The organism is Rhizobium sp. AG855 (assembly GCF_003610655.1).
Classification (GTDB): Bacteria; Pseudomonadota; Alphaproteobacteria; order Rhizobiales; family Rhizobiaceae; genus Allorhizobium; species Allorhizobium wuzhouense.
Map to the genome: position 1 here is coordinate 42520 of NZ_RAQG01000008.1, position 21077 is coordinate 63596.

Genomic DNA, 21077 nt, shown 5'->3' on the forward strand with positions numbered 1-21077 from the left:
TGGCTATCAGTATGGGCAGAAGGACATCGACGAATGGACGGCCAGGGCCGCCGAGGCGAACAGGCGTGCGGCGGAGGCTGGTAGCCGCTATGAAGCGAACCCAACGCCCGAGAACCAGGCGGCGTATGAGCAGGCCTTGAACAACCTGGGCAATGCCGAGCAAAATCGCCTCGAAGCCTGGTCGAAGGGCGGAAGAAAAGGCGATCTGTCGAGCGCCCCGCCGCCTAGCCCTGCGCCTTCGAGTTCTGGCAGCAGCGGTGTCGATCCGTTTGGAAAAACCGGTGTGCAAAGCACGCAGCCCGATGGCAAACCGAACCCTGCGGTCCAGCCGACGGCACCGATGCCCGCAACCGGCAATTCTGCATCCGGTGCGGGTCCTGACGTCGGCCCGGATATTCCGCGCGGCTTGCCGCCCAAGCCGGACGGCTATCAGTATGGGCAGAAGGACATCGACGAATGGACGGCCAGGGCCGCCGAGGCGAACAGGCGTGCGGCGGAGGCTGGTAGCCGCTATGAAGCGAACCCAACGCCCGAGAACCAGGCGGCGTATGAGCAGGCCTTGAACAACCTGGGCAATGCCGAGCAAAATCGCCTCGAAGCCTGGTCGAAGGGCGGAAGAAAAGGCGATCTGTCGAGCGCCCCGCCGCCTAGCCCTGCGCCTTCGAGTTCTGGCAGCAGCGGTGTCGATCCGTTTGGAAAAACCGGTGTGCAAAGCACGCAGCCCGATGGCAAACCGAACCCTGCGGTCCAGCCGACGGCACCGATGCCCGCAACCGGCAATTCTGCATCCGGTGCGGGTCCTGACGTCGGCCCGGATATTCCGCGCGGCTTGCCGCCCAAGCCGGACGGCTATCAGTACGGGCAGAAGGACATCGACGAATGGACGGCCAGGGCAGCCGAGGCGAACAGGCGCGCGGCCGAGGCTGGTAGCCGCTATGAAGCGAACCCAACGCCCGAGAACCAGGCGGCGTATGAGCAGGCTTTGAACAACCTGGGCAATGCCGAGCAAAATCGCCTTGAAGCCTGGTCGAAGGGCGGAAGAAAGGGCGATCTGTCGAGCGCCCCGCCGCCGAGCCCTGCGCCTTCGAGTTCTGGCAGCAGCGGTGTCGATCCGTTTGGAAAAACCGGTGTGCAAACCACACAGCCTGATGGCAAACCGAACCCTGCGGTTCAACCGACGCTGCCACTTCCCGCGACCGGCGGGTCGGGTGGTGCGTCCACCGTTGATCCACTCGGCCAGACCGGTGTGCAGACCACGCAGCCCGACGGCCGCCCGAACCCCGCACTGCAGCCAACACTTCCGCTTCCGGCCAGCGGTGGCGGAGAAGTTGGGTCCTCCATGGTCGACCCACTCGGCCAGACAGGCCTGCAGCAAAAGTTGCCGGATGGCCGCCCCAATCCGGCGCTTGCCAACACTGTTCCCGGAACAGCCGGCGGTTTCGGCGGTGCCGGTGCCGGCGCGGGCGATGTCCTGTCTCCAGCGGCCAATTCCGTGCCGCCGGCGGGCTTGCCGCAACCGGCTCCATCAAGCGGAAAGACGAATCCCGGCCTCGGGCTGGGTGCGACGCAGGGCTACAACAATCTGCTTCTCGGTCTCTCCGGTCTTGGTTCGGCCGTGAAGCCTTAGGCCTTGCGTCTTGGGAATACAGTCGGCTTGCCTTCGACAGGTCGCCCACTGACCCGATTGCAGATTTCCTCTGCAATCGGGTCCTAGAGCATTTCCGGCGAAAACGGAGTCGCCTTCAATGCCCTATGTCTTTGTTTCCACGCAATTCCGGACGCAAAACCGCTTCGCACTTTTGCTGGATTTGCTCTAGTGGTTCGGGTGGACTGATGGCTGGAGCAGGCGGTGGACGTGCTCGGATGGTCGACGGGTGAACGCCTGAGGTTTCCAGCGAAAACTTGGCGATCAAAAAAGACTATTTGTCGAGGACTTCGGATGTTTATCTCGATCTGGTCTTTCGTGGCAGGTCGTAGGGACGCAATTCCTGCGGATTATCTCGGAGGTATTGAAGCAGGTGCCGGCGTTTCTCCTGCCCTCGAACACCCTGGCTATCACGCGGTTCCGCCAAGGAGCCGAATATCAGGGGGGCAGCAGACAGGGCGCGATCAAAGATCACTCTCCAACTGCGCTTCAGGGTATGAGGCGAAATCGACAACTCCGATGCAAGATCGCCATCCGACAACCCCTCCAGGGCAAGGTGCAGGATGCGGCGCTCGGAAGGGGAGAACCCGATCTGCGGCGGGACGAATTGAAACAGCATGGTGGCCGGGGAATTCGGAAAGAGCGGCATCGTCTCCGAGCGCTCCATGACCATCGCCACACGCCCCACATCCTGGCCTGGCTCCGGATCGAAGTGGGCAAGGGCGCGCATTCCCGAGCGCAGGAACATTTCAGCAATCGGTGCCGGATCCTCCCGCATCAAACGCAGCAATTTGTACCCCTGGTGGCAGGAAACGAAATGGCCGATAGCCCGCGTCAGAAGCGGCGGGAGCAAGGGTGACTGCGGTGAAAGCGAGTAGGAGAAGCCGAGAATGAACAGATTGAGGCCATCGCCAGAATTCGCTCGGCCAATCTCGGACGGTGTCAGAAACGCGGTTGATCCCGTCAATGCGCGTTGAAGAAGAAGTGCGGGAAAGTTTGCCCGAGGTTCAGCGAGCCAAGAACGCGTGGTTGCCTCATCGATAAAGGCGGATAGGCCAGTCGCGCCTAGCAGCCAGCCGCCATCCGGTTGTTGGAGCTCGATACAGCCGGTTCGGATCGCTTCTGCATCAATCAACCGCGCGAAAGTCGCTGCATTGGAAGCTGCCAGCGCCCCGAAGATGGGATCCGTCGATGCGAGCAATGAAGCAATGGCTGCCGCATCCTGCGGCTTTCCCATGCGGGCGCGTATATTGACCTGCAAAGCGTGATCTGTGCGTTCCAGTCCCAAGGTCGTTTCCTCTTCCGTGAGCCAGGCGCGATGGTGCGCGAGTGCTGTCACTTGCGCGTCCGAATTTTGACAGATGCACATCCGGTTTTTGATATTTGAAACGCCAAAATCAATTTTTACGCAGCGCTTCCGTCGGGCTGCAGCCATAGACGGTGCGAAACGCGGAATAGAAAGCGGACATGCTTTCAAATCCACAATCGGCCGCGACATCCACCACTCGACGCGGCATCGCGGTCGGATCAGAGAGCATGGCATAGGCGCGCGCCAGACGCGCCTCGCGAATGAAGCGCCCGATCGACGAGCCACGTCGGCCGAACAATTGACGCACGGCGCTCGGCGAAATGCACAGCGCCCGCGCAACATGGGTCTCGTTCAGTCCAGGTTCCGTCAAATTCCGTTTGATGAACTGTTGCGCCTGGTGGAACCGCGCGTCCTGGAGGGCCGTTCCTTCGCGGATTTGCTCATGGCCCGGGCGACTCGCCCCGATCGCGAGTGCTGCGAGTTCTGCCAACTGGTCGCCAATTCGGTCTGCAAGTCGAAAATCCGGATCATTCTCAAGTGTCAGCAGCGACTGGGCATAGCAGCGAAACAGTCGGCAGGCGGGATCGTCCATGGTCAGTTTGCGGATATGTCCCAGCGCGCCGGGTCCCACCAGCCCCATGAGTTTGCGGCGCGGCAAGGCCACCGCCAGGACTTCCCCAACCTGTGTCGAATGGGAGATCAGGCGTTCTGCGGTTGAATGCAAAATCGCATCCCCGCCGCGTGCGGTGATGCAGATGCCCCGCTGTTCATAGATCAATTCGGAGCCGGGGGCCGGCATCGATATCATGACGAGATCGAGGCCGTTGCGGTTGTCGGACATGGAAAAGCGGGACAGTCCCTGATCGAAGAGGGTGGCACATGCCTCCGGCAGGGAAATATTGGAAAAGCTTCGCACCCGGTTGGCATCTTCGATGGTCAGGTCCGAGTAGTCATGGCCTATCATGCGGCCATAGGCGTCGCACAGTTCATGGAAGCCCAGTCCCGCCTCTTTGGCGTCCATGGCGGTCTTGGCGCGGAATGGCAGAACCATGCACACATCTCCGGATGTCCGACCATGACGGGCCGCCGAGGCGCCGCCAAAGACCATCCGGAAAGTATAGACAATGCAGATACACTTGCAACGGCGTCAAAGGCGAGGCGGAGGCGGTCACTCTTCCATAAGGAGCAGGCGATACCGTTGCATCTCGTCGTCGTTCAGAAGTACGTCATCGGCGCAACGGTTCGACTTCAGCGCCCGCCATCTGCCGTGCCGTCGTTCCAGGAGGGCCTCGACGACGCCGTCGCGGGGATCCTGCTCGCATTCGCCCCAATCGGCGGCAGAAACCGGACCGCCTCCATCACGCATGCGGACCTGGCCGCGAAAGAACGCGTGTTCGCCATCCGACCGCAGCAATTCGACCACGAAGACGATCGGAATGCGATCATTGAGATCGGCATTGGCTTCGCGTACCGCATCAAGGATAGCCCGACGTTCGGCCCCCTTTCCGACATCGTGGACATTGCCGCGTTCGGCGGCGGACAAGCGACCGAATTGCGGCGGATCGGCAAAATCGGCGATATCCTGTGAGGTCCAATAATTTCGGGTTTCGCAGATCTCCGACGGAATGGTCGCGCCGCGGCTGTCGAGGTCGAACCAGCGCTGCGTGTCCCTGTCATAGGTGAACTGGATCTGCATGTCGGCGGCAGCGTTCGGTCGCTCGCAGACCCGCAGATCCGGCCCGAAGCCGTGTCCGCCGGGGGGCAGCAGGCGGAACTCGACGACTGCTTCGGGCGATCCGTCGTCTGGATTGCGATATCGATGATAACCGACGATCTCGAACCCGTATTCCTGTGGCGGTGACTGTCGCGCGAAAAAGGTTGCAAGCAGTGCTGCAGGGCAGGGGCGTTCGCCCAGTCGATCCTCCACGGGTCCAGGGCGATAGGGTGGCATGCGGGGTTCGCATTCCATTGCGGCCTGCGCGGCGCCACTGCCGACAAGAAGACATACAACTGCAATCATTCCAGCCAATTTCATGACGTATCTCGCAGATGGACTACAGGCACTGGGCGCAAGACACTCAGTGTGATGGACGACGGACAAGCAGAACGACAATCAGACAGAGCAGGGAGGAACCTGCGGCAATCAGGCAGAGAGAAAGCGGATATAGGCCTCGCACGAGACCGGCAGCATAAAGGGGCGCCAACAGGGCAAGCGCGCAAGCGGCACCACCGAACGCGGCGGCCAGCAAACGACCCGCCGGTTTCACTCCTTGCCGCATGAGCCAAGTGTCCAGTGATGCCACCAGCAAGGCGGGACCGAGACCGAGGACATAGGCGGGCGCAAGCGTGGCGAGCAGCAAGGGCAAGGTCCAGGGCGCCGCGCCGGCCAGCCACAACGTGGCAATGCCACCGATTGGTGGTCCGAGGATTGCGAAGATCCAGGCGCTGGATCGCGACGGTCCCAAAGAGATGCCTTTCCATGAGGCCGGGGGCCTTCCAACGGGTTCGGTCATTGGCAGATTCATCTTGCGTGTCAGCCAATACAGACAGGCGTCGCGGAACCGGATTGGCCGATCGCCCAGACCGGGATGAACCGCGAGGTTCTGAACGTCGCACCGCATCCGAATTATCCTCAGCCTCTCCTGGGCAAAAGGCTAGGGCGGCTCAGTGTTCGTCGCAACACCTCTTTTAGGGCACATATGCGGGGTGTCGAAGGCGTGCCGCAGCCGATGTCGCAGGCACGTTCGGACGGCTGCGTCTTCGATTGACGCGTCAGCCCTGTCCCGGTTCCGGTTCTTGCTGGTTCTCGTTCAGTTCATATCGCCGTGGTTGCGTCGAGATGGCTCGTGAGGCGAGTGCGACGGCGCGGCCAAGGCTTACAGCGGGGGAGTGGCCGAGGCTGCGGCCGGAGAGATAGCCGGCATTGAAGACGTCACCCGCACCGATGGTGTCGATGACATCGACCTTCGGAGCGTTGACCCAGCGAAGGCCGCCGCCAACGTCGAGGACCAGTGCTCCGCGGCTGCCGCACTTCACCACGGTCTCGGCGCCGGGCGGCTGCAGGGCATGGATCGCGCGGGCGGCCGTTTCCGGGGTGTCGGCGCCGCTTAGATGCATGGCCTCGGTCTCATTGAGGAGGACGCAGCGGCTCTTCGAGGCGAGATTTTGGAGAAACGAGCGGGTCTGGGTGCTGAAGCCGCCGGTCGGCCAGCCTGGGTCGACGGCAATTGTCGCGCCACGGGCGTTTGCTGCCCGGATCACGAGATCATAGTCGGCCATCAGACGCTCGGTCTGAAAGGCACCGGAGAGGAGCACTGTGCCTCCGTCGATATCGACCGTGTCCAATTGGACAATGACGTCGTCGGCGGAAAGATGCGGCAGATGTCCGCGTGTCGTGAAGAAGGTACGCTCGCTGTCCGGATGGGTGATGCCGACGGTCAGAGTGGTCCGGGCGGGGCATTTGATCAGTCGGCAGGTCTCCGGCGCAAAGGCCTGTTCCAGTATCGTGCCGAAGGTATCCGACCCGACCGAGCCGATGAATGTGTGCGGATGCCCTAGCGCCTGCAATGCAAGCGCCGTGTTGCCGGCGGATCCGCCGACACGCACCTCGTCCTGATCGACAAAGACCTCCGTGCCGACTTCGGGCCAGGTTGCCGGGCCGATGATGATGTCGATGTTGAGATTGCCGATCACAACGAGGGGCTTCGGGGGAGGCGTCTGCATCGGATAACTCAGTTTCGTGCCGCCTCGATGATGGCCTTGAAGAGGGCGAGATCGGGCGCCGATTCCGCCGGTGGCGTGCGGTTTTCGCCGCCTGCTGTAACGGCAGCGTGAAAGGCGCGCAATTCCACGTCGAAGGGATCCTGATGGAATGGTCCGAGCCGCGTCAAGCTGTTTCCGTTTTCCGTCGATGTCTGGATGTCGAGCGTCATGGGCAGGTTGCGGATATACGGGGTCGGGTATTCGAAGGCGATGCGCTTCCAGCGTGTGTTGATTTCGAAGCCTGCCTCGAAGCGCACGACATCGCCGATCATGCATTCATAAAGAGCGGTGAAATGGCCATAGTCGAGAAGGGCCGTAATCTGCGTTCCCCCCTGCTTGATGCTGACCGCACGCACGGCTTTCGGCGGACCGAACAGATCACGCATGGCTGAGAGCGAGTGGGAGGACAGGCCTGTCAGCACGGTATAGGCCGTTCGCAGTTCCGCCGGAGTAGCGCTGCCGAGGACACTGTCCAGCATCTGCTTGCGCAGTGCCCCTCCCGCCGCCAGCATCTCCTGGGGCAGGTCGTTCTCAGGCGTCACGACGCCGTCGGTCTGGCGGAAATACCAGGGACCCTCGCAGATGACGTCGCGGACACGCACATAGGTGATTTCGTCCAGCGCTGGCAGGTTTGCTTTCGCCTCGAGGAAGGCTGGGGCGAAGCGACGCATATAGCCGACCATCGCCACCTTCCCGGATGCTTCGGCGGTTTCGCTGAGCGATTGAAGGTCGCCGAGCTCCAGGCAGCAGGGTTTTTCAATCAGGACATGCTTGCCGGCTGTCAGCGCTGCGCGTGCGTCCCGCCCGTGAAACTGATCCGGGCTCAGCACCATCACCGCGTCAATGTCGGAGGCGGCGAACATGGCCTCCGCCGTTTCATACACTGTCTCGATGCCCCAGCGGGCACTGATCGCCTTGCTGACGGAAGGAGAGGGATCATAGGCGCCCGCCAGCGTATAGAGGTCGCCGAGCCGCTGCAAAATGGGAAGATGGATGAGCTGCGCGACTTCGCCGAGCCCAAGCAGGCCTAACCTGATCATGATCGAAATTTCCTATTCCTGAAGACGGTTGGGAAGCGGGTCAGACCGCTTTCACCTCGTGAGCCTCAAATAAATACGTAAGAAGGATTTTATCAAGATAAATTTCGGATCTATGGCCCCGTTTTTCATGTTTTAGAATTTTCTTTTGATCTTCTTGCTGGGTGTCTTTCGTAGGAATTGCAAGAAAATTCATCAAAATCAGGGCTATGTAGTCGAAGAAGCGTTTTCGCTCTTTAAACCCTCCGACGGATCGAATATGGTAACAGTCGGTAATTAAAATCTCGGAGATGATGATGAAACTGGCAACGGCACCGGATGCGTGGGGTGTGTGGTATGCGGATGATCCACGACAGACGCCGTGGGAGCGGTACCTGGACGAGGTTCGGGATTCCGGCTTCACCGCCACCGAAACAGGCCCGTGGGGCTATCTGCCGACAGACCCTGCACGTTTGACCGATGCCCTGTCGGCGCGGGGTCTCAGCATCTGCGGTTCGGCCTTGGTTCACCTTCTGGCGCCGACCGATGCCATGCAGAGTTTGCGCCCGAGACTGGAGCAGACCTGCGGCCTGTTGAAGGCTGTCGGTGCGGAATGGGTGGTGCTGATGGATGACAGCGACCTGCCCCCGCCGGGCAAGGACAGGGCGCTGTCGGCGGAGAACTGGCGGACCATGATTGCCAACGTCACCGAGGCGGCTCGTTATGTCACGGAAGAGCACGGCCTCTCGTTCGTCTTCCATCCTCATGTCGGTTCTGGCGTTGAAACCGAAGCCGAGGTGGTTCGCCTGCTGGATGAGACCCCTGCGGAACTGGTCGGTCTCTGCTTCGATTTTGGCCATCACGCATATACGGGTGCCGATGCTGTGTCGTTCATGAAGCGCTATGCCGATCGGATTCCCTATTACCATTTCAAGAATGTCGATCCGGTTCTTCTGGAGAAGATCCACCGGGAGAACATCGATTTCATCACCGGTTTCCAGTCTGGCGTGATGTGTGAGCTGGACAAGGGAATGGTTGATTTCCGCACGGTTGTGGATTTTCTCAGATCACGCGACTATGCGGGCTATGTGGTGTATGAGCAGGACATGTATCCTTGCCCGCCGGATAAGCCTTTGCCGATCGCCAAGCGCAATCGGGAAGCCTTGAAGGCTCTGGGGCTTTGATCGGCGGGAAGCGGTTGATATGGCGAATTTGAATCAGACCGGGGCAAGCTCCGGTCCGAGTTCGGACGAAGGCGAGGCACGTATTGCAGGCAGCCGTATCGAGGATGCCCGCATTCACAACCGGCGCCTCGTCTTCGAGACGATTTTTCAACGCGGCCCGATCAGCCGGGTCGAGATCGCCTCGATCATCGGGTTGAAGCCGCAGACCATTTCGTCGATCACCCGCGAACTGCTCGAGCAGGGCCTGATCGTGGAAGCCGGGCGGTCATCCGGCATGCGCGGCCAGCCGCAGATCTACCTGGAGCCGAATGCGGAAGCCGGTTTCTCGATCGGCGTCCATCTCGACCAGAATTTTTGTAACATCCTGGTGTTCGACCTGACCCGTAAGGAGCGGGCCCGGCGCATCGCGCGTGTCGATACGAGCGATCCGGCTGCTGCCGTTCGTGAGCTTGCGACGGTATTGCCGAACCTGCTCGCCGAACATGGCCTGCCCGCGCAGCATGTCTGGGGTGTCGGGTTGGTGTTGCCGACCTTCGGATCGGCTGGGGACGAGTTCGATTTCTCCATGCGGCACTGGCAGGCGTGGCGGGACTTTCCCTTTGCGGACGAACTTCAGCGGCTGACGGGATTTCCGGTGCTCGTGGAAAATGATGCGACGGCCGCAGCCATTGGTGAACGCATTCACAGGCCGGACACGCAGGAAGCAACCTTCGTATACTACTACATAGGCCACGGCTCCGGCGCCGGCCTGATCATTGACGGTTACCCCTACAAGGGCGTGGGGGGCGCTGCCGGTGAGATCGGTCTGCTTCCTTTTGCCGGCCTCGGTGGATCGCAGACCTGGCCGGAAACGCCGGATGAAACGACGGCGCAGGGCGGGTTGATTTCCATCGGCGGGCTTGGCCTCGCCTGCGGGCTTGGCCTCAATCCGGAGCCGGAGCAAATACTCAATCTGCTTGCCATCAGGGACCACAGATTGATGGACTGGCTCGCCTCGGCCGCGCGGCTGATGCGTGATGTCGTCGCGATCATTGAAGTCATGTATGATCCGGCCTTCATCGCTGTCGGTGGTGCTTTGCCGCAGCCGCTGATCGAGCGGTTGGTTGACCGTGCCTATCCGCTTCGCCCGACTCCGGCGGCCCGGCATGATCGTGTCCATCCGCGCCTTGTGACGGCAAGGCTCAGCGAAGATGCCGCCGTCACGGGGGCTGCCATGCTGCCGATCTTCGTCAACACCAGCCACAATTTCCGCCATCTCTATATTCGGCAAAATCTCGCAGACGTGCGGCCGTTCGAGATTTCCAGCGGGGGCGTGTGACGAGACGGACTTCTGCGCGCCTGCGGATTGCGACCGCGCGCAGGTTGGCCTTCATGTCGGCCTGACTGTGACGTCTGGGGAACCTGCGCAGATGTGCCGGGTCAGGTGTCGTCAGACCGGAATACGACCCGATCATCGCGGAAAATCTGGTAGCGGACAACGGACAGCGACAGGGTGGCGCCCTCCGCAATCGACGCCGTCTTCGGGGCTTGTACCTTCCATTGAAGGCCGTTCAAGGACGCGGTCACCTTGATGAACGAGCCATAGTTGACGATGCGGATAATGTTTGCCGCCGCCGCCGTATCGGCTTTGCCCAGAACGATATCTTCCGGTCGTACGGCCAATGTCGCAGGTCCCTCCGGCAAAGGGGCCGGCAGTGAAATGCCGCCGATGTCAACGAAACCGTTCGAAACGGTCACCGGCACCATGTTCATGTCACCGATAAAACCAGCGACGAAGGGGGTCGCCGGCGTGGCGTAGATCTCGCCCGGCGTGCCGACCTGTTCGATGCGCCCCATGCTCATCACCACGATGCGGTCGGCGACGGACAGCGCTTCATCCTGGCCGTGGGTGACAAAGACGGTGGTGATGCCGAGGGTCTTCTGGATCTGGCGTACTTCCTCGCGCAACCGGTCGCGGAGATGTTGGTCGAGGCTTGCGAAGGGTTCGTCCATCAACAGGATCTTCGGCTCCAGAACGACGCAACGGGCAATGGCCACGCGTTGGCGCTGGCCGCCAGACAGCTGGCTCGGCCGACGGTTGGCATAGTCCTGAAGGCCGACAAGCGAGAGCCCGGCCTCTACCTTGCGGCGGATATCCGCCTTGCTGAAACCGCGCAGCTTGAGGCCGAAGGCAATGTTCTCGAAAACGCTCATATGCTGCCAAAGGGCGTGGCTCTGGAACACCATGGCGGTTGGCCGCTTCTCTGGCGGGTCGAAGGCGACATCGACGCCATCGATCAAGACCTTGCCCGCGGTCGGCGTCTCGAAGCCACCGATGATCCTCAGCAAGGTTGACTTGCCGGAGCCGGACGGACCGAGCAGGCAGACCAGTTCGCCATCACCGATCTTGAGCGACAGCGGCTCGATGGCAGTCACGATGCTGTAGGTCTTCGTGACGTCGATGAGATCAAGCGTGGACATGGATCATGAGCCTTGAGAGGAAAGAATGAACATCAGCCACCGAGGCCCTTGGCAAAGGCGTCGCCGCCGATCACGCGCCGGGCCAGAAGGATGGCGACCAGCGAGGGAACCCATAACATCACAGAGAGCACTGCGCCGTATTGCACGACGAGCTGGTTGTTGATCATCGACATCATCAGCAGCGGCATGGTGCGGATGCGCGGCGCGCCAACCAGCCAGGCGCCTTCTGTTTCGTAGAAGGTCCAGACAAAGGTCATCAGAAGGGCGGCTGCGATCGTCGGAAACGCCTGGGGAAGCGTGATGTGCCAGAAGACACGCAAGGGCGAAGCACCGACATCCCGCGCGGCTTCCTCCGTTTCGCGCGGTATGGCGCGGAAGGCGGCGCTCGGCAGCCAGATCATCAGCAGCAATGTGTTGAGAAACTGGATGATGACGACGCCCTGGAAGGTGCCGACCAGGTCGAGGGTCAGGAATAAGACGGCGATCGACACGATCAGCGCGAAACGCGGAAAGGCATTGGCCATCAGGAAGGACATCATGAAGGCCGACTTGCCGGGGAAGTCCATGCGCGCGAAGGCGTAGGCAGCGGGCAGGCAGATCACCGCAGACAGCACTGTCACCGTCGTCGACAGCTGGATCGAGGTGACAAAGGCCTGCCAGACCTCCGGACGGGACACAAGCTGCTCCCAGAACCGCAATCCCCATCGTGTCGGAAGCACCGAGGGGTAGAACCATTGCTCGGCGAATGCCCAGAGGAAGACGGTTGCGACCGGCAGCACGATAAAGAAGACGAGAAAGATCAGAATCAACGGTCCAAAGACGTCATTGCGCCGGTTCGTGAACATGTCAGCGCTCCTCTTTGCGCGCGGCCAGCGAGCGGATGTAGACCAGACCGGCGAGCGAGCAGATCAGGAAAGTGATCGTCGCCTGGGTCGCCGCCTGCAGGGGATCTCGGACCGAAACGAAGGTGCGCAGCATGAACGGACCCATCATTTCCGGGTTGGTCGGTCCGAGCATGAAAGGCATCAGGACCTGGCCGAAGAAGCCCAGGAAATTGAGGGCCGAGACGATCAGGATCGAATGGCTGATCTGAGGCAGGATAATCGAGCGGAAGAGCCGCAGCCTGCTCGCGCCGACATCCTTGGCCGCCTCAATCGAAGCATCCGAAATCGTTGACAGTCCGGAGATCAGGATCAACAGCGTCATCGGCATGCCGTCCCAGATGAGCCCGATCACCGGCCCCCAGGGGGTCGTGATCGGGGAGGCATAGTGGGTGAAGCCGATCGAGGCGAGCAGGCTCTGCAGCCATCCATTCGGCCCGAGATAGCGGATGAGCGCATAGCAGATAATGATGCCGGGCACGAACATCGGAAAGAGTGCGAGGCCCTGGATCAAAGCGGCGAGCCAGCCCTTGGTGAAGCGCATGTAAAGGGCGATCGGCAGGTTGACGGCGATGATCAAGACCAGAGCCGCAATCGTCGTCCACAGCGTGCGAAACAGGTTGGCAAGGCTGTAGGGGTCGGTGAAGAAAAAGACATAACTCGAGAAGTCCAGTCCCACCCCACCTTCGGGGCGCTGGTGAAAGAGCGTCCCGAAAATGGCAAGGGCGGCCGGATAGAACAGAAAGATGACGATCGCCATCACGGGAATGGCGATGAAGCCGTAACCCAGCCAGTCGATCTTGTCCGTCTTGTTCGTCCCGGCCATGACCAGTCCTTATCGCGCAATGTCGGAGGCGACGTTGCGATACCAGCCTTCGAAAAGCTTTGGCTCCCAGGTGCCGGGGAAGACCGGGATGGACTTTGGAGCCACCTTCGAGAACTTCTCCTGGAGTTCCTTGGACAAGTTTTCCCAGCCGATGGAGGGGAAGCCGCCAAGATCCGTCACGACCTTTTCCTGGACTTCGGCCGAAATGATGTAATCGCAGAGCTTGATCGCGGCGTCCTTGTTCAGGGCGACGCTCGGCACGACGACGCCGGAGAAGCCGCCGGTGAAGGCCAGATCCTGCAATTGCGCAACGGCGGTCGTTTCCGGAACCACGCCCTGGCTCATCGCCTGCAACGCCATGTCCGACCACGCAACCGTCATCGAAATCGCGCCGGAAGCGAGAAGCTGGATGGAAGCGGTGTTCCCGGATGTGTATTCGCCACCGTTGAACAAGGCCGGCTTGATCTCCTGGAGGAGCGGCCAGAGCTTCTCGAACATCGGGTTGGCGTATTCATCCGTGTAGTTTTCCGGGAGGAAGAGTTCCGGCTTCTTGCCGGTGACTTCCTGCAGGGCGCGTTCCACGAAGCAGGCACCGGAATCGCCGAGGTCGGGGCGAGCATAGGCGAATTTGCCGGGATTGGCCTTGATCCACTCGATAAGCGCCGGGAAGGAGGTGGGCACGTCCTTCACCAGGTCTGCATTGTACATCAGCACGACCTGCGAACCGCGATAGGGCAGCAGGAAGGGCGACTGCATGGTGACCGGATTGACCTTGGCATAATTGGACAGGCCAGCGGTTTCGAAGTTTACCCAAAGACCGGCTTCGATGGATCCGGCCGGATAGAAGGGGGAGGTTGCCTCAAGCAGGTCGACCTGAGGATCCTTCTTGGCCTGGAACGCGGCCATGGCGCGATCGGCCAGAGCGTTGACGCCGGAGCCGCCGCCGCCTGGCACCAGGTTCAGCGTTACGCCGCTGTTGGCGGCCTCGAAGCCGGGCTTGATGACGTTCGTCCAGAAGTCAATGATATTGGTGTCCGAGTTGAAGAAGATATCGAGGACACCCTCGGCAGCCTCTGCGACGGTCACCTTGAAGCCGCCGGCGGCAGCGATGGCGACGCCCGCTGCGGAAAATTTCAGGAAGTCGCGTCTGTCCATGCTGGTCGGTAAAGTCATGAAAATCCTCCTTTTGTACCGGCCATCTGCAGTTTTTCTTGCAGCATGGCCTCGTTCCCACACTCCAGGGAATGTGACGTTACCGCCTTTTCCCCCGTTCCCTTTTAAATACTTATTGTGAATTATATTGGAGCTGTCAAGCAGGCCATCTGTTCGTGGCGGATGCCGCAAAAGGGTGATGTGGTGGGGTGCCGGCTTTGAGAAGATGCGGCGATATCGCAGGGCAGGAGGTCGGATTTCACGCTACACGCAGTTCTGAAAGCTTGCTTTCTCTGGCATTAAACGTATGAATAAAAACAGACTTTTCGAAATATCCTGCTTTCATCTTCTGCGGTGGGAAGCACAAGGATGGCATGGTCGGCCGCGTGGGAGAGCTTGCACCACGGCGAGCGACGTGTTTAATCATCGAAAGGGATTAAATAATCCGGCGCTATGCCGGCCCACGGAGACATCTTGATGAAATCCTATCGCGATCGCCAGCGCAACCTTGAGCAGCTTTCCCGCCACATGGAGGTCTGGGCCGACGAATTGGGGGCCTTCGAAACTCGCGCCTTTCAGCCGCTGGGGCCTATAAGAGAAGTCTCCCCCGCGGGTGGCGAGGCTGTGGTTGCGACCGGCGATGGTTGGGCGGATCGGTTTGGTGTGCATCGTTTCCTTCTCGATGGGCCGGTTACCTTGCCCGAGGGGCCGGGTGTGGAGCTGCGCCTCGATTTCGGGGGTGAAACGCTCATCCGCCTGCTGGATGGTGAGGGGCGGGTGATCGACAGCTTTGCCGGGAACGAGCGCCACAAGCGTTTCGACGCCCCCCGGGGTGTGGCCTTTACGATTGAAGCGCAGTCTGTCGCGCGCGGTCTGTTCGGTGTGCCAAACCGTCTGCCGGTGCTCCGGGAGGCGGCGGTGCATTTCTTCCATCCAGAGGTGAGGGCATTGCGGCGCCGGATCGAGGTGTTGCGCAATACAGCCGATACCGTACGCGACAAGGCACTGGCGCGCGCCCTTTTCGAAGCGGGGGAGATTGCGCTTGCGGGCTTGCGGCTGCCGACCGCCACATCAGAGGTCGGTCCGCGTCTCGCCAGCCGTAACTGGACGCTCGACATCTGGGAAAGGAGCTTTGAGCCGACGGATCAGCCGGCCCCCGTCGGTGAGGCGGCTCTGGCGACGGTGGTCGCCGCAACCGTCAAGCTCGATGCTTTGCTGGCGGATCTGCGTCGCGCCTATCCCAAGCAGGGCAAGGTGCTTGCCACCGGTCATGCCCATATCGACTATGCCTGGCTTTGGCCTCAACCGGAGACCGTGCGCAAGATCAATCGCACCTTCGCCAGCGTCAATTCGCTGATGGAGAAGCACCCGGATTTCCGCTTCCTTCAATCCTCGGCGCTATATTATCGTCATATCGAGGAAGAGGACCCTGCGCTCTTCGAGCAGGTCCGCGCCCGGATCGCCGAAGGGCGGTGGGAGGTGATCGGCGGCATGTGGGTGGAGTGTGACACCAACATGCCTTCCGCCGAGGCTTTCCTGCGGCAGTTCATCCACGGGCGGCGGTATTTTCGCGACAGGTTTTCGATCGAAAGCAAGGTAGCGTGGTTGCCCGACACCTTCGGCTTCACGGCGGCCATGCCGCAGATCATGCTCCATGCCGGTGTCGACAAGATGGTGACCATCAAGGTCTCCTGGAACGAGACCAACAAGCTGGATGACAGCCTGTTCCATTGGCAGGGCAATGACGGTTCGCGTGTTCTGGTCCACACGTTCGATGCCTATGACAATGACGGCTACAACATGCTGATGACGCCTGCAGCCCTTCAGGAGGTCTGGGACAAACATTCCGCCAAGGACATGACGGATGCGGTGATCGCCTCCTATGGATGGGGGGATGGCGGCGGCGGCCCTGATCCCGACCAGATCGAGAGCATCCCGATCATCAATTCGATGCCGGCCATCCCACACATCGAGCACGCGGCCATCGAGCCTTATATCGAAATGCTTGCCGAGCAGGCGAAGTCGCTGGCCGTGCCGGTCTGGGCCGGCGAATTGTACCTTGAATATCATCGTGCGACTTTGACGACCCAGGGGCGCACGAAGCAGCTCAACCGTCTTGCCGAATATGGTCTGGTTGCTGCAGAGGCCGCAAGCGTGATCGACCGGCTCGACGGGGGAGATGCGGCCATGCCGGATCTGTCGGCGGACTGGCAAATGATGTTGCGGAACCAGTTCCATGACATCCTGCCCGGTTCGTCCATCCGGGAGGTCTATGAGCAGACTGAACCGGAACTGGAGGCGGTTGTCGCCCGTGCCGCAGCGGTGGTGACGGATCGCCTTTCGGCGATGGCGGCGCGACGCTCTGGAGCGGATGAAGGCCTGCTTGTCGCCAATCTCTCCGGGTCTTCAAAGTCGGGATTCCAGATCGCAAGCGCCGATACGCTTCCGGCATCGCTGGCACCCCAGGCAACGGAGGACGGGTTCGTTGCCGCGATAGACCAGTCGCTGTCGCCGCTTTCCCTTGGTTTCGTCTCGAAGCCTTCCGCGCGCACGGCCAAAGCCAGTGTCGAGGGCGATTGTTTCCGACTGGAAAATGACTTCGTCACCGTCCGGCTCGACGCACATGGGCGCATCGAAAGCCTTTTCGACAAGGCGTCCGGACGTGAACTCATGGCGGGGCCGGGCAATCGGCTTCTGCTCTACCGGAACGACCTGCCGCGCAACTTCGATGCCTGGGACATCGAGCCGGGTTTTGAACTCGGGGAAGAAGAATGGTTGTCGCTGGATGGCATGACCATCAGCGCTGATGGTCCTCATCTGGCCGAGATCAAGATCACCCGGAGTCATTCGGCCAGCCGTATCGTCCAGCGCCTGCGTCTCTGGTCCAACGCGCCGCGGCTCGAGATCGTCACGGATCTCGACTGGCACGACCGGCGCACCTATTTGCGGACTGCATTCCCGGTGACAGTTCATGCCGACGAAGCCGTGTATGATCAGGCTGTCGGTGTCACTCGCAGACCGACCCACGCCAACACGAGTTGGCAACGGGCGCAGTTCGAGGGAAGTGCCCATCGATTTGTTTCAATGTCCGAAACGGATTGGGGGGCGGCGCTGCTTTCCGCCGACAAGTATGGGTTCTCGGCACGCAACAATGTGTTGACGCTGAGCCTCGTGCGCGGACCAACCTATCCCGACATGCTCGCCGACGAGGGGCATCACCGCTTCACCTATGCCATCATGCCCCATGATGGCCGGTGGTGGAGCGAAACCGTGCAGGCGCAGGCGGATCTGGTGGCAGACCCACTGCGCTTCGTGCCTGCGAGCAGCGATGGTCCATACGAAATCCGCCCCGTGACCTTTGCCGGCCAGCAGGCCCGGTTCCACGCGCTGAAACCGTCTGACGAGGGCGAGAATTATGTTCTCAGACTTTCCGAGGCCGCTGGACGGCGCGGGCCTTTCCGGCTTGAGGCTCCCGGCACGCCGATCGCCGTCGATGCAATGGAAGAACCTCTGGAAAATGGTCGCCCGGCGATCGAACGTCCGTTTGGCCTCTCCAGCTTCCGCTTCGGTTGACGGAGGTCAGGTCCGACAGGAGCGCTCGAAGGCGCATTCGTGAGGCTCTTCGCCACAACGAGCCTGGATCGCCCGCGTTGATGGGGCGGTCCAGACAATATGGAAATACCTGAATATGGCAAACCATTACTATGATCTTCGCTCCGAGGGTGAGGGCTGAGTTAGTATAGCTGTTGGCCTCGCCCGGTGCTCGTCCAGAGCAGACAAGCGTCCTGAACAATCAATCTTGCCCGATGGGTCACTGGCTGGATCTGAAGTCGATCACTTCAGTCGGATCGCTTCCGCGCGCGCGAACGCCGTTTTGTTCAGTCTGGAAATCGCCCCCGGAAACTACGGCAGAAACCTAAGTAATCAGATGCCCCTCAAGACTATCATCCAGGTCTCGTTGGAGGTTGTCATGCCGGAATTGGCTCGCTTTCCAGACTTTGGTGCCGAACGGGGTGGCTGCCCGCCAGCGATCCGACTGGCTGGTCATCCGTCCCGGGCTCTCCTCCTCCAGATCATCTGCGCACCGCGTCCGCTTGGCATTGTTCGTGCTGCCGTGGGGCGTCTGCAGCCTTTTCTTTCAAAAATGGAGGGAAGTCTTTCTCAGTGATGGCGCGGCCCGATAGGGAAAAGTCGGGGGGATTCCGCGTGCAAAGAACGAACGCCGCAAGAATAAGTGGTGTCGATGCATAACAAATATCCAAGCAAGTGCAGGTCAGCCGACAGCTTGACGGTCTGATACTGCGCGTAACAAAAAGGGGAATATCAATGAAAAGATCCTTCGTCACGGCGCTCGGTACGTCCATGCTTGTCTTGATGGCAGGTGTTGCGAATGCCGCCACCATCGCGCCGCCAGCCAATCTGACAACCAGTGGCAAGCTGACCTTCTGCGCAGAATTCGGCAATCCGCCGCTCGGCTTCTACGATGACCAGCAAAAGCTGACGGGCTTCGAAATCGAACTGGGTAGTGAACTCGCCAAGCGGATGGGGCTTGAAGCCTCCTGGAAGGAAGTTGCCTTCAGCGCCATCATTCCCGCCCTTATGGCGAAACAGTGCGACGCTATCCTGTCGCAGCTCTTCGACAAGCCGGAGCGCCGGGAAGTCGTCGATTTCATCAACTACATGTATTCCAGCCAGTCGCTGCTGGTTTCCAAGGGCAATCCCAAGAACGTCAAGGGACTGGCTGATCTTTCGGGTCTGAAGGTGGCCGTCGGGAACGGCACCACGATCCAGAGCCTGCTCGATGAACAGAACAAGCAGTTCAAGGATGCCGGCAAGCCTGAAATCAACGTCGTCGTTTTCCCGAAGGATGCGGATGCCCGGCAGGCACTGCAGATCGGACAGGTCGACGTCTACGGCACGACACTGGAGACGGCCGCCTTCTTCTTCCATACGGCCGGACAGGTCTTTGATGTGGCGGGCGAGCCCTTCAACAAGATCAAAACCGGCATGGCGTTCCGCAAGGGTGAGGCCGACACTCTCGACCCGATCCAGAAGGCGTTCTCCTCGATGAAGGAGGACGGCAGCTACGTCAAACTGCTCGAGAAATGGGAGCTGGGTGGCGACGTGATCGAATAGGACGTTGCCATGAATTTCGACCTGAGCATCTTCTGGGAATATCTCCTGAGGCCGAGTTCGGTTTATCTGCACGGTCTCTGGTTGACCTTGAGCGTCAGCGTCATTGCTCAGGCTTTCGGCACGGCGCTGGGCTTGTTCATCGCACTGGCGCAGATTTCCAAGTTCAGCGCGCTGCGCGTGCCCGCACGAGTTTTCGTGTGGGCATTCCGCGGCACGCCTTTGCTGGTCCAGATCGTCTTCATCTATACGGGCCTTGCTGCCGCAAACCTGTTTCGCTTCGAAGATATCGATCTCGGCCTGTTCATCCTGCCTGGAAACATCCAGGCAGGCATTCTTGCCCTGACCCTCAATGAAGCGGCCTATATGGCTGAGATCATCCGTGCCGGTATCGGATCGGTGGGGGTCGGTCAGACCGAAGCATCGAAGTCGCTCGGGATGACCTATCCGCTCTACATGCGTCGCATCATCCTGCCTCAGGCGGCGCGGGTTGTCATTCCCCCGCTCGGAAACGAGTTCAATGCCATGCTGAAGAACACCACCCTCCTCAGCGTCATAGGGGTGCCTGAACTTCTTCTTGCGACACAGATGGTCACTTCGGTCACCTTCCGGGTGTTCGAGCTGTATCTGGTCGTCGCCTGCTACTTCCTGACCCTGACCACGCTTTGGGGTTTCGTCCAGCAACGCATCGAGCGCAGGTTCGGTGATCCAGCGGCGCGGGTTGTGGCCCAGCAGTCACCATCCATCTTCCGCAAGATGTTCGGACTTGGCGAGGGGAGGGAAACCCGATGACGGATCAGGTTACCAATAAACAGGCGCCTATCGTGCGGGTCAGTTGTGTCGAGAAACGCTTCGGGGACCTTCAGGTGCTGAAAGGCATCGATCTCGATGTCTACAAGGGCGAGGTCATCGTGATCGTGGGCTCGTCCGGGTCGGGCAAAACCACGTTCATTCGCTGCATAAACCATCTGGAGAAGATTCAGGGCGGCCGCATCGAGGTGAATGGCCATCTGATCGGATATCGCGAACGCAATGGCCGGTTGGTGGAGGACGCCGAGAGCAACATCGCGCGTCAACGCTGTGAAATCGGCATGGTTTTTCAGCTCTTTCACCTGTTTCCGCACCTGACGGCGCTGGAGAATATCATCGAAGCGCCGGTTCATGTTCGCAAGGTGCCGCGCACCGAAGCGATCGAGACAGCGCGTACCCTGCTCGCCCGCGTGGGTCTTGCCGACAAGGCAAATGCCTATCCCGCGCAGTTGTCCGGCGGCCAGCAGCAACGTGTTGCCATTGCGCGGGCGCTCGCAATGCGTCCGTCGGTCATGCTGTTCGACGAGCCGACGAGCGCACTCGATCCGGAGATGATCGGCGAAGTTCTCGATGTGATGAAGGAACTGGCCCGGGAAGGCATGACGATGATTGTCGTCAGCCATGAGATGGGGTTTGCGAGGGAAGTCGCAAACCGTGTGATCATGATGCACGAAGGACGCATCATCGAAGACGCGCCGCCGGAGACGTTCTTCACCGCGCCAAAGCATGAGCGGACGGCGGCCTTCCTGTCGCGCGTCATCGGCAAAAGAGACCATTGAGGGCGCTGCGGTCGTTCTTGGTCTGCAGTGTCCGGGGCTTGATCCTGGGCGCTGCGGCCGGGACGGCTGGCCCATCATGAAACGACAGACGCGCTTGGGCGCCGAACCGGAATGCGGTCG

General features: G+C 60.6%; 16 protein-coding genes. 7 read left to right on the forward strand and 9 right to left on the reverse strand.

The features are described 5' to 3' along the window. A partial coding sequence (locus tag DFO46_RS24015) for a hypothetical protein (protein WP_183042012.1) occupies positions 1–1627 on the forward strand: 1627 nt, incomplete at its 5' end. Between the two features lie 316 nt (positions 1628–1943). On the opposite strand, the gene DFO46_RS22965 is transcribed toward DFO46_RS24015, so the two are convergent. The 5 genes from DFO46_RS22965 to DFO46_RS22990 form a co-directional block, all read right to left on the reverse strand. Then, positions 1944–3143 (reverse strand): hypothetical protein, encoded by a 1200-nt coding sequence (locus DFO46_RS22965; protein ID WP_183042013.1) that lies wholly within the window; start codon positions 3141–3143, stop codon positions 1944–1946. Beyond that, on the reverse strand, positions 3043–4005 hold the full coding sequence (locus DFO46_RS22970) for an AraC family transcriptional regulator (RefSeq protein WP_183042014.1): 963 nt from the start codon (positions 4003–4005) through the stop codon (positions 3043–3045). The genes DFO46_RS22965 and DFO46_RS22970 overlap by 101 nt, the downstream gene beginning before the upstream one ends. A 117-nt stretch (positions 4006–4122) precedes the next feature. Further along, positions 4123–4923, reverse strand: a complete 801-nt coding sequence (locus DFO46_RS22975) for a hypothetical protein (RefSeq protein ID WP_147412793.1) — start codon at positions 4921–4923, stop codon at positions 4123–4125. 803 nt (positions 4924–5726) lie between these two features. Beyond that, positions 5727–6677: a PfkB family carbohydrate kinase gene (locus DFO46_RS22985; protein ID WP_120279251.1), complete on the reverse strand. Its 951-nt coding sequence runs from the start codon at positions 6675–6677 to the stop codon at positions 5727–5729. Between the two features lie 8 nt (positions 6678–6685). After that, positions 6686–7756, reverse strand: coding sequence for a Gfo/Idh/MocA family oxidoreductase (locus tag DFO46_RS22990; RefSeq protein ID WP_120279252.1), 1071 nt, complete (start codon positions 7754–7756; stop codon positions 6686–6688). Positions 7757–8049: 293 nt separating this feature from the next. On the opposite strand from DFO46_RS22990, the gene DFO46_RS22995 reads away from it, so the two are divergent. Together DFO46_RS22995 and DFO46_RS23000 are read left to right on the forward strand one after the other, a co-directional pair. Continuing rightward, positions 8050–8916 carry a sugar phosphate isomerase/epimerase gene (locus DFO46_RS22995; protein ID WP_245422704.1) on the forward strand — a complete coding sequence of 289 codons (867 nt, stop codon included), beginning with the start codon at positions 8050–8052 and terminating at the stop codon, positions 8914–8916. A gap of 19 nt (positions 8917–8935) precedes the next feature. Then, the gene (locus DFO46_RS23000) at positions 8936–10234 is read left to right on the forward strand and encodes an ROK family transcriptional regulator (protein ID WP_110793967.1); all 1299 of its coding nucleotides are present in this window, start codon (positions 8936–8938) and stop codon (positions 10232–10234) included. Positions 10235–10335: 101 nt separating this feature from the next. On the opposite strand, the gene DFO46_RS23005 is transcribed toward DFO46_RS23000, so the two are convergent. Genes DFO46_RS23005 through DFO46_RS23020 form a run of 4 tightly spaced genes read right to left on the reverse strand, consistent with a single transcriptional unit; the run spans position 10336 to position 14256 of the window. Continuing rightward, entirely contained in the window at positions 10336–11376 is a 1041-nt protein-coding gene (locus tag DFO46_RS23005; protein WP_120279254.1) for an ABC transporter ATP-binding protein, read from the reverse strand. A gap of 32 nt (positions 11377–11408) precedes the next feature. Beyond that, positions 11409–12221 (reverse strand): ABC transporter permease subunit, encoded by an 813-nt coding sequence (locus DFO46_RS23010; protein WP_110793965.1) that lies wholly within the window; start codon positions 12219–12221, stop codon positions 11409–11411. 1 nt (position 12222) lies between these two features. After that, the gene (locus tag DFO46_RS23015; RefSeq protein ID WP_120279255.1) at positions 12223–13083 is read right to left on the reverse strand and encodes an ABC transporter permease subunit; all 861 of its coding nucleotides are present in this window, start codon (positions 13081–13083) and stop codon (positions 12223–12225) included. 9 nt (positions 13084–13092) lie between these two features. Further along, the gene (locus DFO46_RS23020) at positions 13093–14256 is read right to left on the reverse strand and encodes an extracellular solute-binding protein (RefSeq protein WP_245422705.1); all 1164 of its coding nucleotides are present in this window, start codon (positions 14254–14256) and stop codon (positions 13093–13095) included. A gap of 456 nt (positions 14257–14712) precedes the next feature. Between DFO46_RS23020 and DFO46_RS23025 the strand changes: the two genes are divergently transcribed. The 4 genes from DFO46_RS23025 to DFO46_RS23040 all read left to right on the forward strand — a co-directional run bounded on the left by DFO46_RS23025 (position 14713) and on the right by DFO46_RS23040 (position 20957). Continuing rightward, positions 14713–17808 (forward strand): glycoside hydrolase family 38 C-terminal domain-containing protein, encoded by a 3096-nt coding sequence (locus tag DFO46_RS23025; protein ID WP_110793962.1) that lies wholly within the window; start codon positions 14713–14715, stop codon positions 17806–17808. 753 nt (positions 17809–18561) lie between these two features. Further along, entirely contained in the window at positions 18562–19371 is an 810-nt protein-coding gene (locus DFO46_RS23030) for an ABC transporter substrate-binding protein (RefSeq protein ID WP_110793961.1), read from the forward strand. A 9-nt stretch (positions 19372–19380) separates the two neighbouring features. Next, a complete protein-coding gene (locus tag DFO46_RS23035; protein WP_110793960.1) occupies positions 19381–20160 on the forward strand; it encodes an amino acid ABC transporter permease in 780 nt (259 codons plus the stop codon). Further along, positions 20157–20957, forward strand: a complete 801-nt coding sequence (locus tag DFO46_RS23040) for an amino acid ABC transporter ATP-binding protein (RefSeq protein ID WP_120279257.1) — start codon at positions 20157–20159, stop codon at positions 20955–20957. The genes DFO46_RS23035 and DFO46_RS23040 overlap by 4 nt, the downstream gene beginning before the upstream one ends. The last annotated feature ends 120 nt before the right edge of the window (positions 20958–21077 follow it).

What these genes read in the sequence shown, in the direction of transcription:
- DFO46_RS23040 (WP_120279257.1), top strand. Translation starts at nt 20,157, where the DNA reads ATGACGGATCAGGTTACCAATAAACAGGCGCCTATCGTGCGGGTCAGT.
- DFO46_RS23025 (WP_110793962.1), top strand. Translation starts at nt 14,713, where the DNA reads ATGAAATCCTATCGCGATCGCCAGCGCAACCTTGAGCAGCTTTCCCGC.
- DFO46_RS23035 (WP_110793960.1), top strand. Translation starts at nt 19,381, where the DNA reads ATGAATTTCGACCTGAGCATCTTCTGGGAATATCTCCTGAGGCCGAGT.
- DFO46_RS22970 (WP_183042014.1), bottom strand. Translation starts at nt 4,005, where the DNA reads ATGGTTCTGCCATTCCGCGCCAAGACCGCCATGGACGCCAAAGAGGCG.
- DFO46_RS23000 (WP_110793967.1), top strand. Translation starts at nt 8,936, where the DNA reads ATGGCGAATTTGAATCAGACCGGGGCAAGCTCCGGTCCGAGTTCGGAC.
- DFO46_RS22985 (WP_120279251.1), bottom strand. Translation starts at nt 6,677, where the DNA reads ATGCAGACGCCTCCCCCGAAGCCCCTCGTTGTGATCGGCAATCTCAAC.
- DFO46_RS22975 (WP_147412793.1), bottom strand. Translation starts at nt 4,923, where the DNA reads ATGGAATGCGAACCCCGCATGCCACCCTATCGCCCTGGACCCGTGGAG.
- DFO46_RS23005 (WP_120279254.1), bottom strand. Translation starts at nt 11,376, where the DNA reads ATGTCCACGCTTGATCTCATCGACGTCACGAAGACCTACAGCATCGTG.
- DFO46_RS23020 (WP_245422705.1), bottom strand. Translation starts at nt 14,256, where the DNA reads ATGACTTTACCGACCAGCATGGACAGACGCGACTTCCTGAAATTTTCC.
- DFO46_RS23015 (WP_120279255.1), bottom strand. Translation starts at nt 13,083, where the DNA reads ATGGCCGGGACGAACAAGACGGACAAGATCGACTGGCTGGGTTACGGC.
- DFO46_RS22990 (WP_120279252.1), bottom strand. Translation starts at nt 7,756, where the DNA reads ATGATCAGGTTAGGCCTGCTTGGGCTCGGCGAAGTCGCGCAGCTCATC.
- DFO46_RS23010 (WP_110793965.1), bottom strand. Translation starts at nt 12,221, where the DNA reads ATGTTCACGAACCGGCGCAATGACGTCTTTGGACCGTTGATTCTGATC.
- DFO46_RS23030 (WP_110793961.1), top strand. Translation starts at nt 18,562, where the DNA reads ATGAAAAGATCCTTCGTCACGGCGCTCGGTACGTCCATGCTTGTCTTG.
- DFO46_RS22965 (WP_183042013.1), bottom strand. Translation starts at nt 3,143, where the DNA reads ATGTCGCGGCCGATTGTGGATTTGAAAGCATGTCCGCTTTCTATTCCG.
- DFO46_RS22995 (WP_245422704.1), top strand. Translation starts at nt 8,050, where the DNA reads ATGAAACTGGCAACGGCACCGGATGCGTGGGGTGTGTGGTATGCGGAT.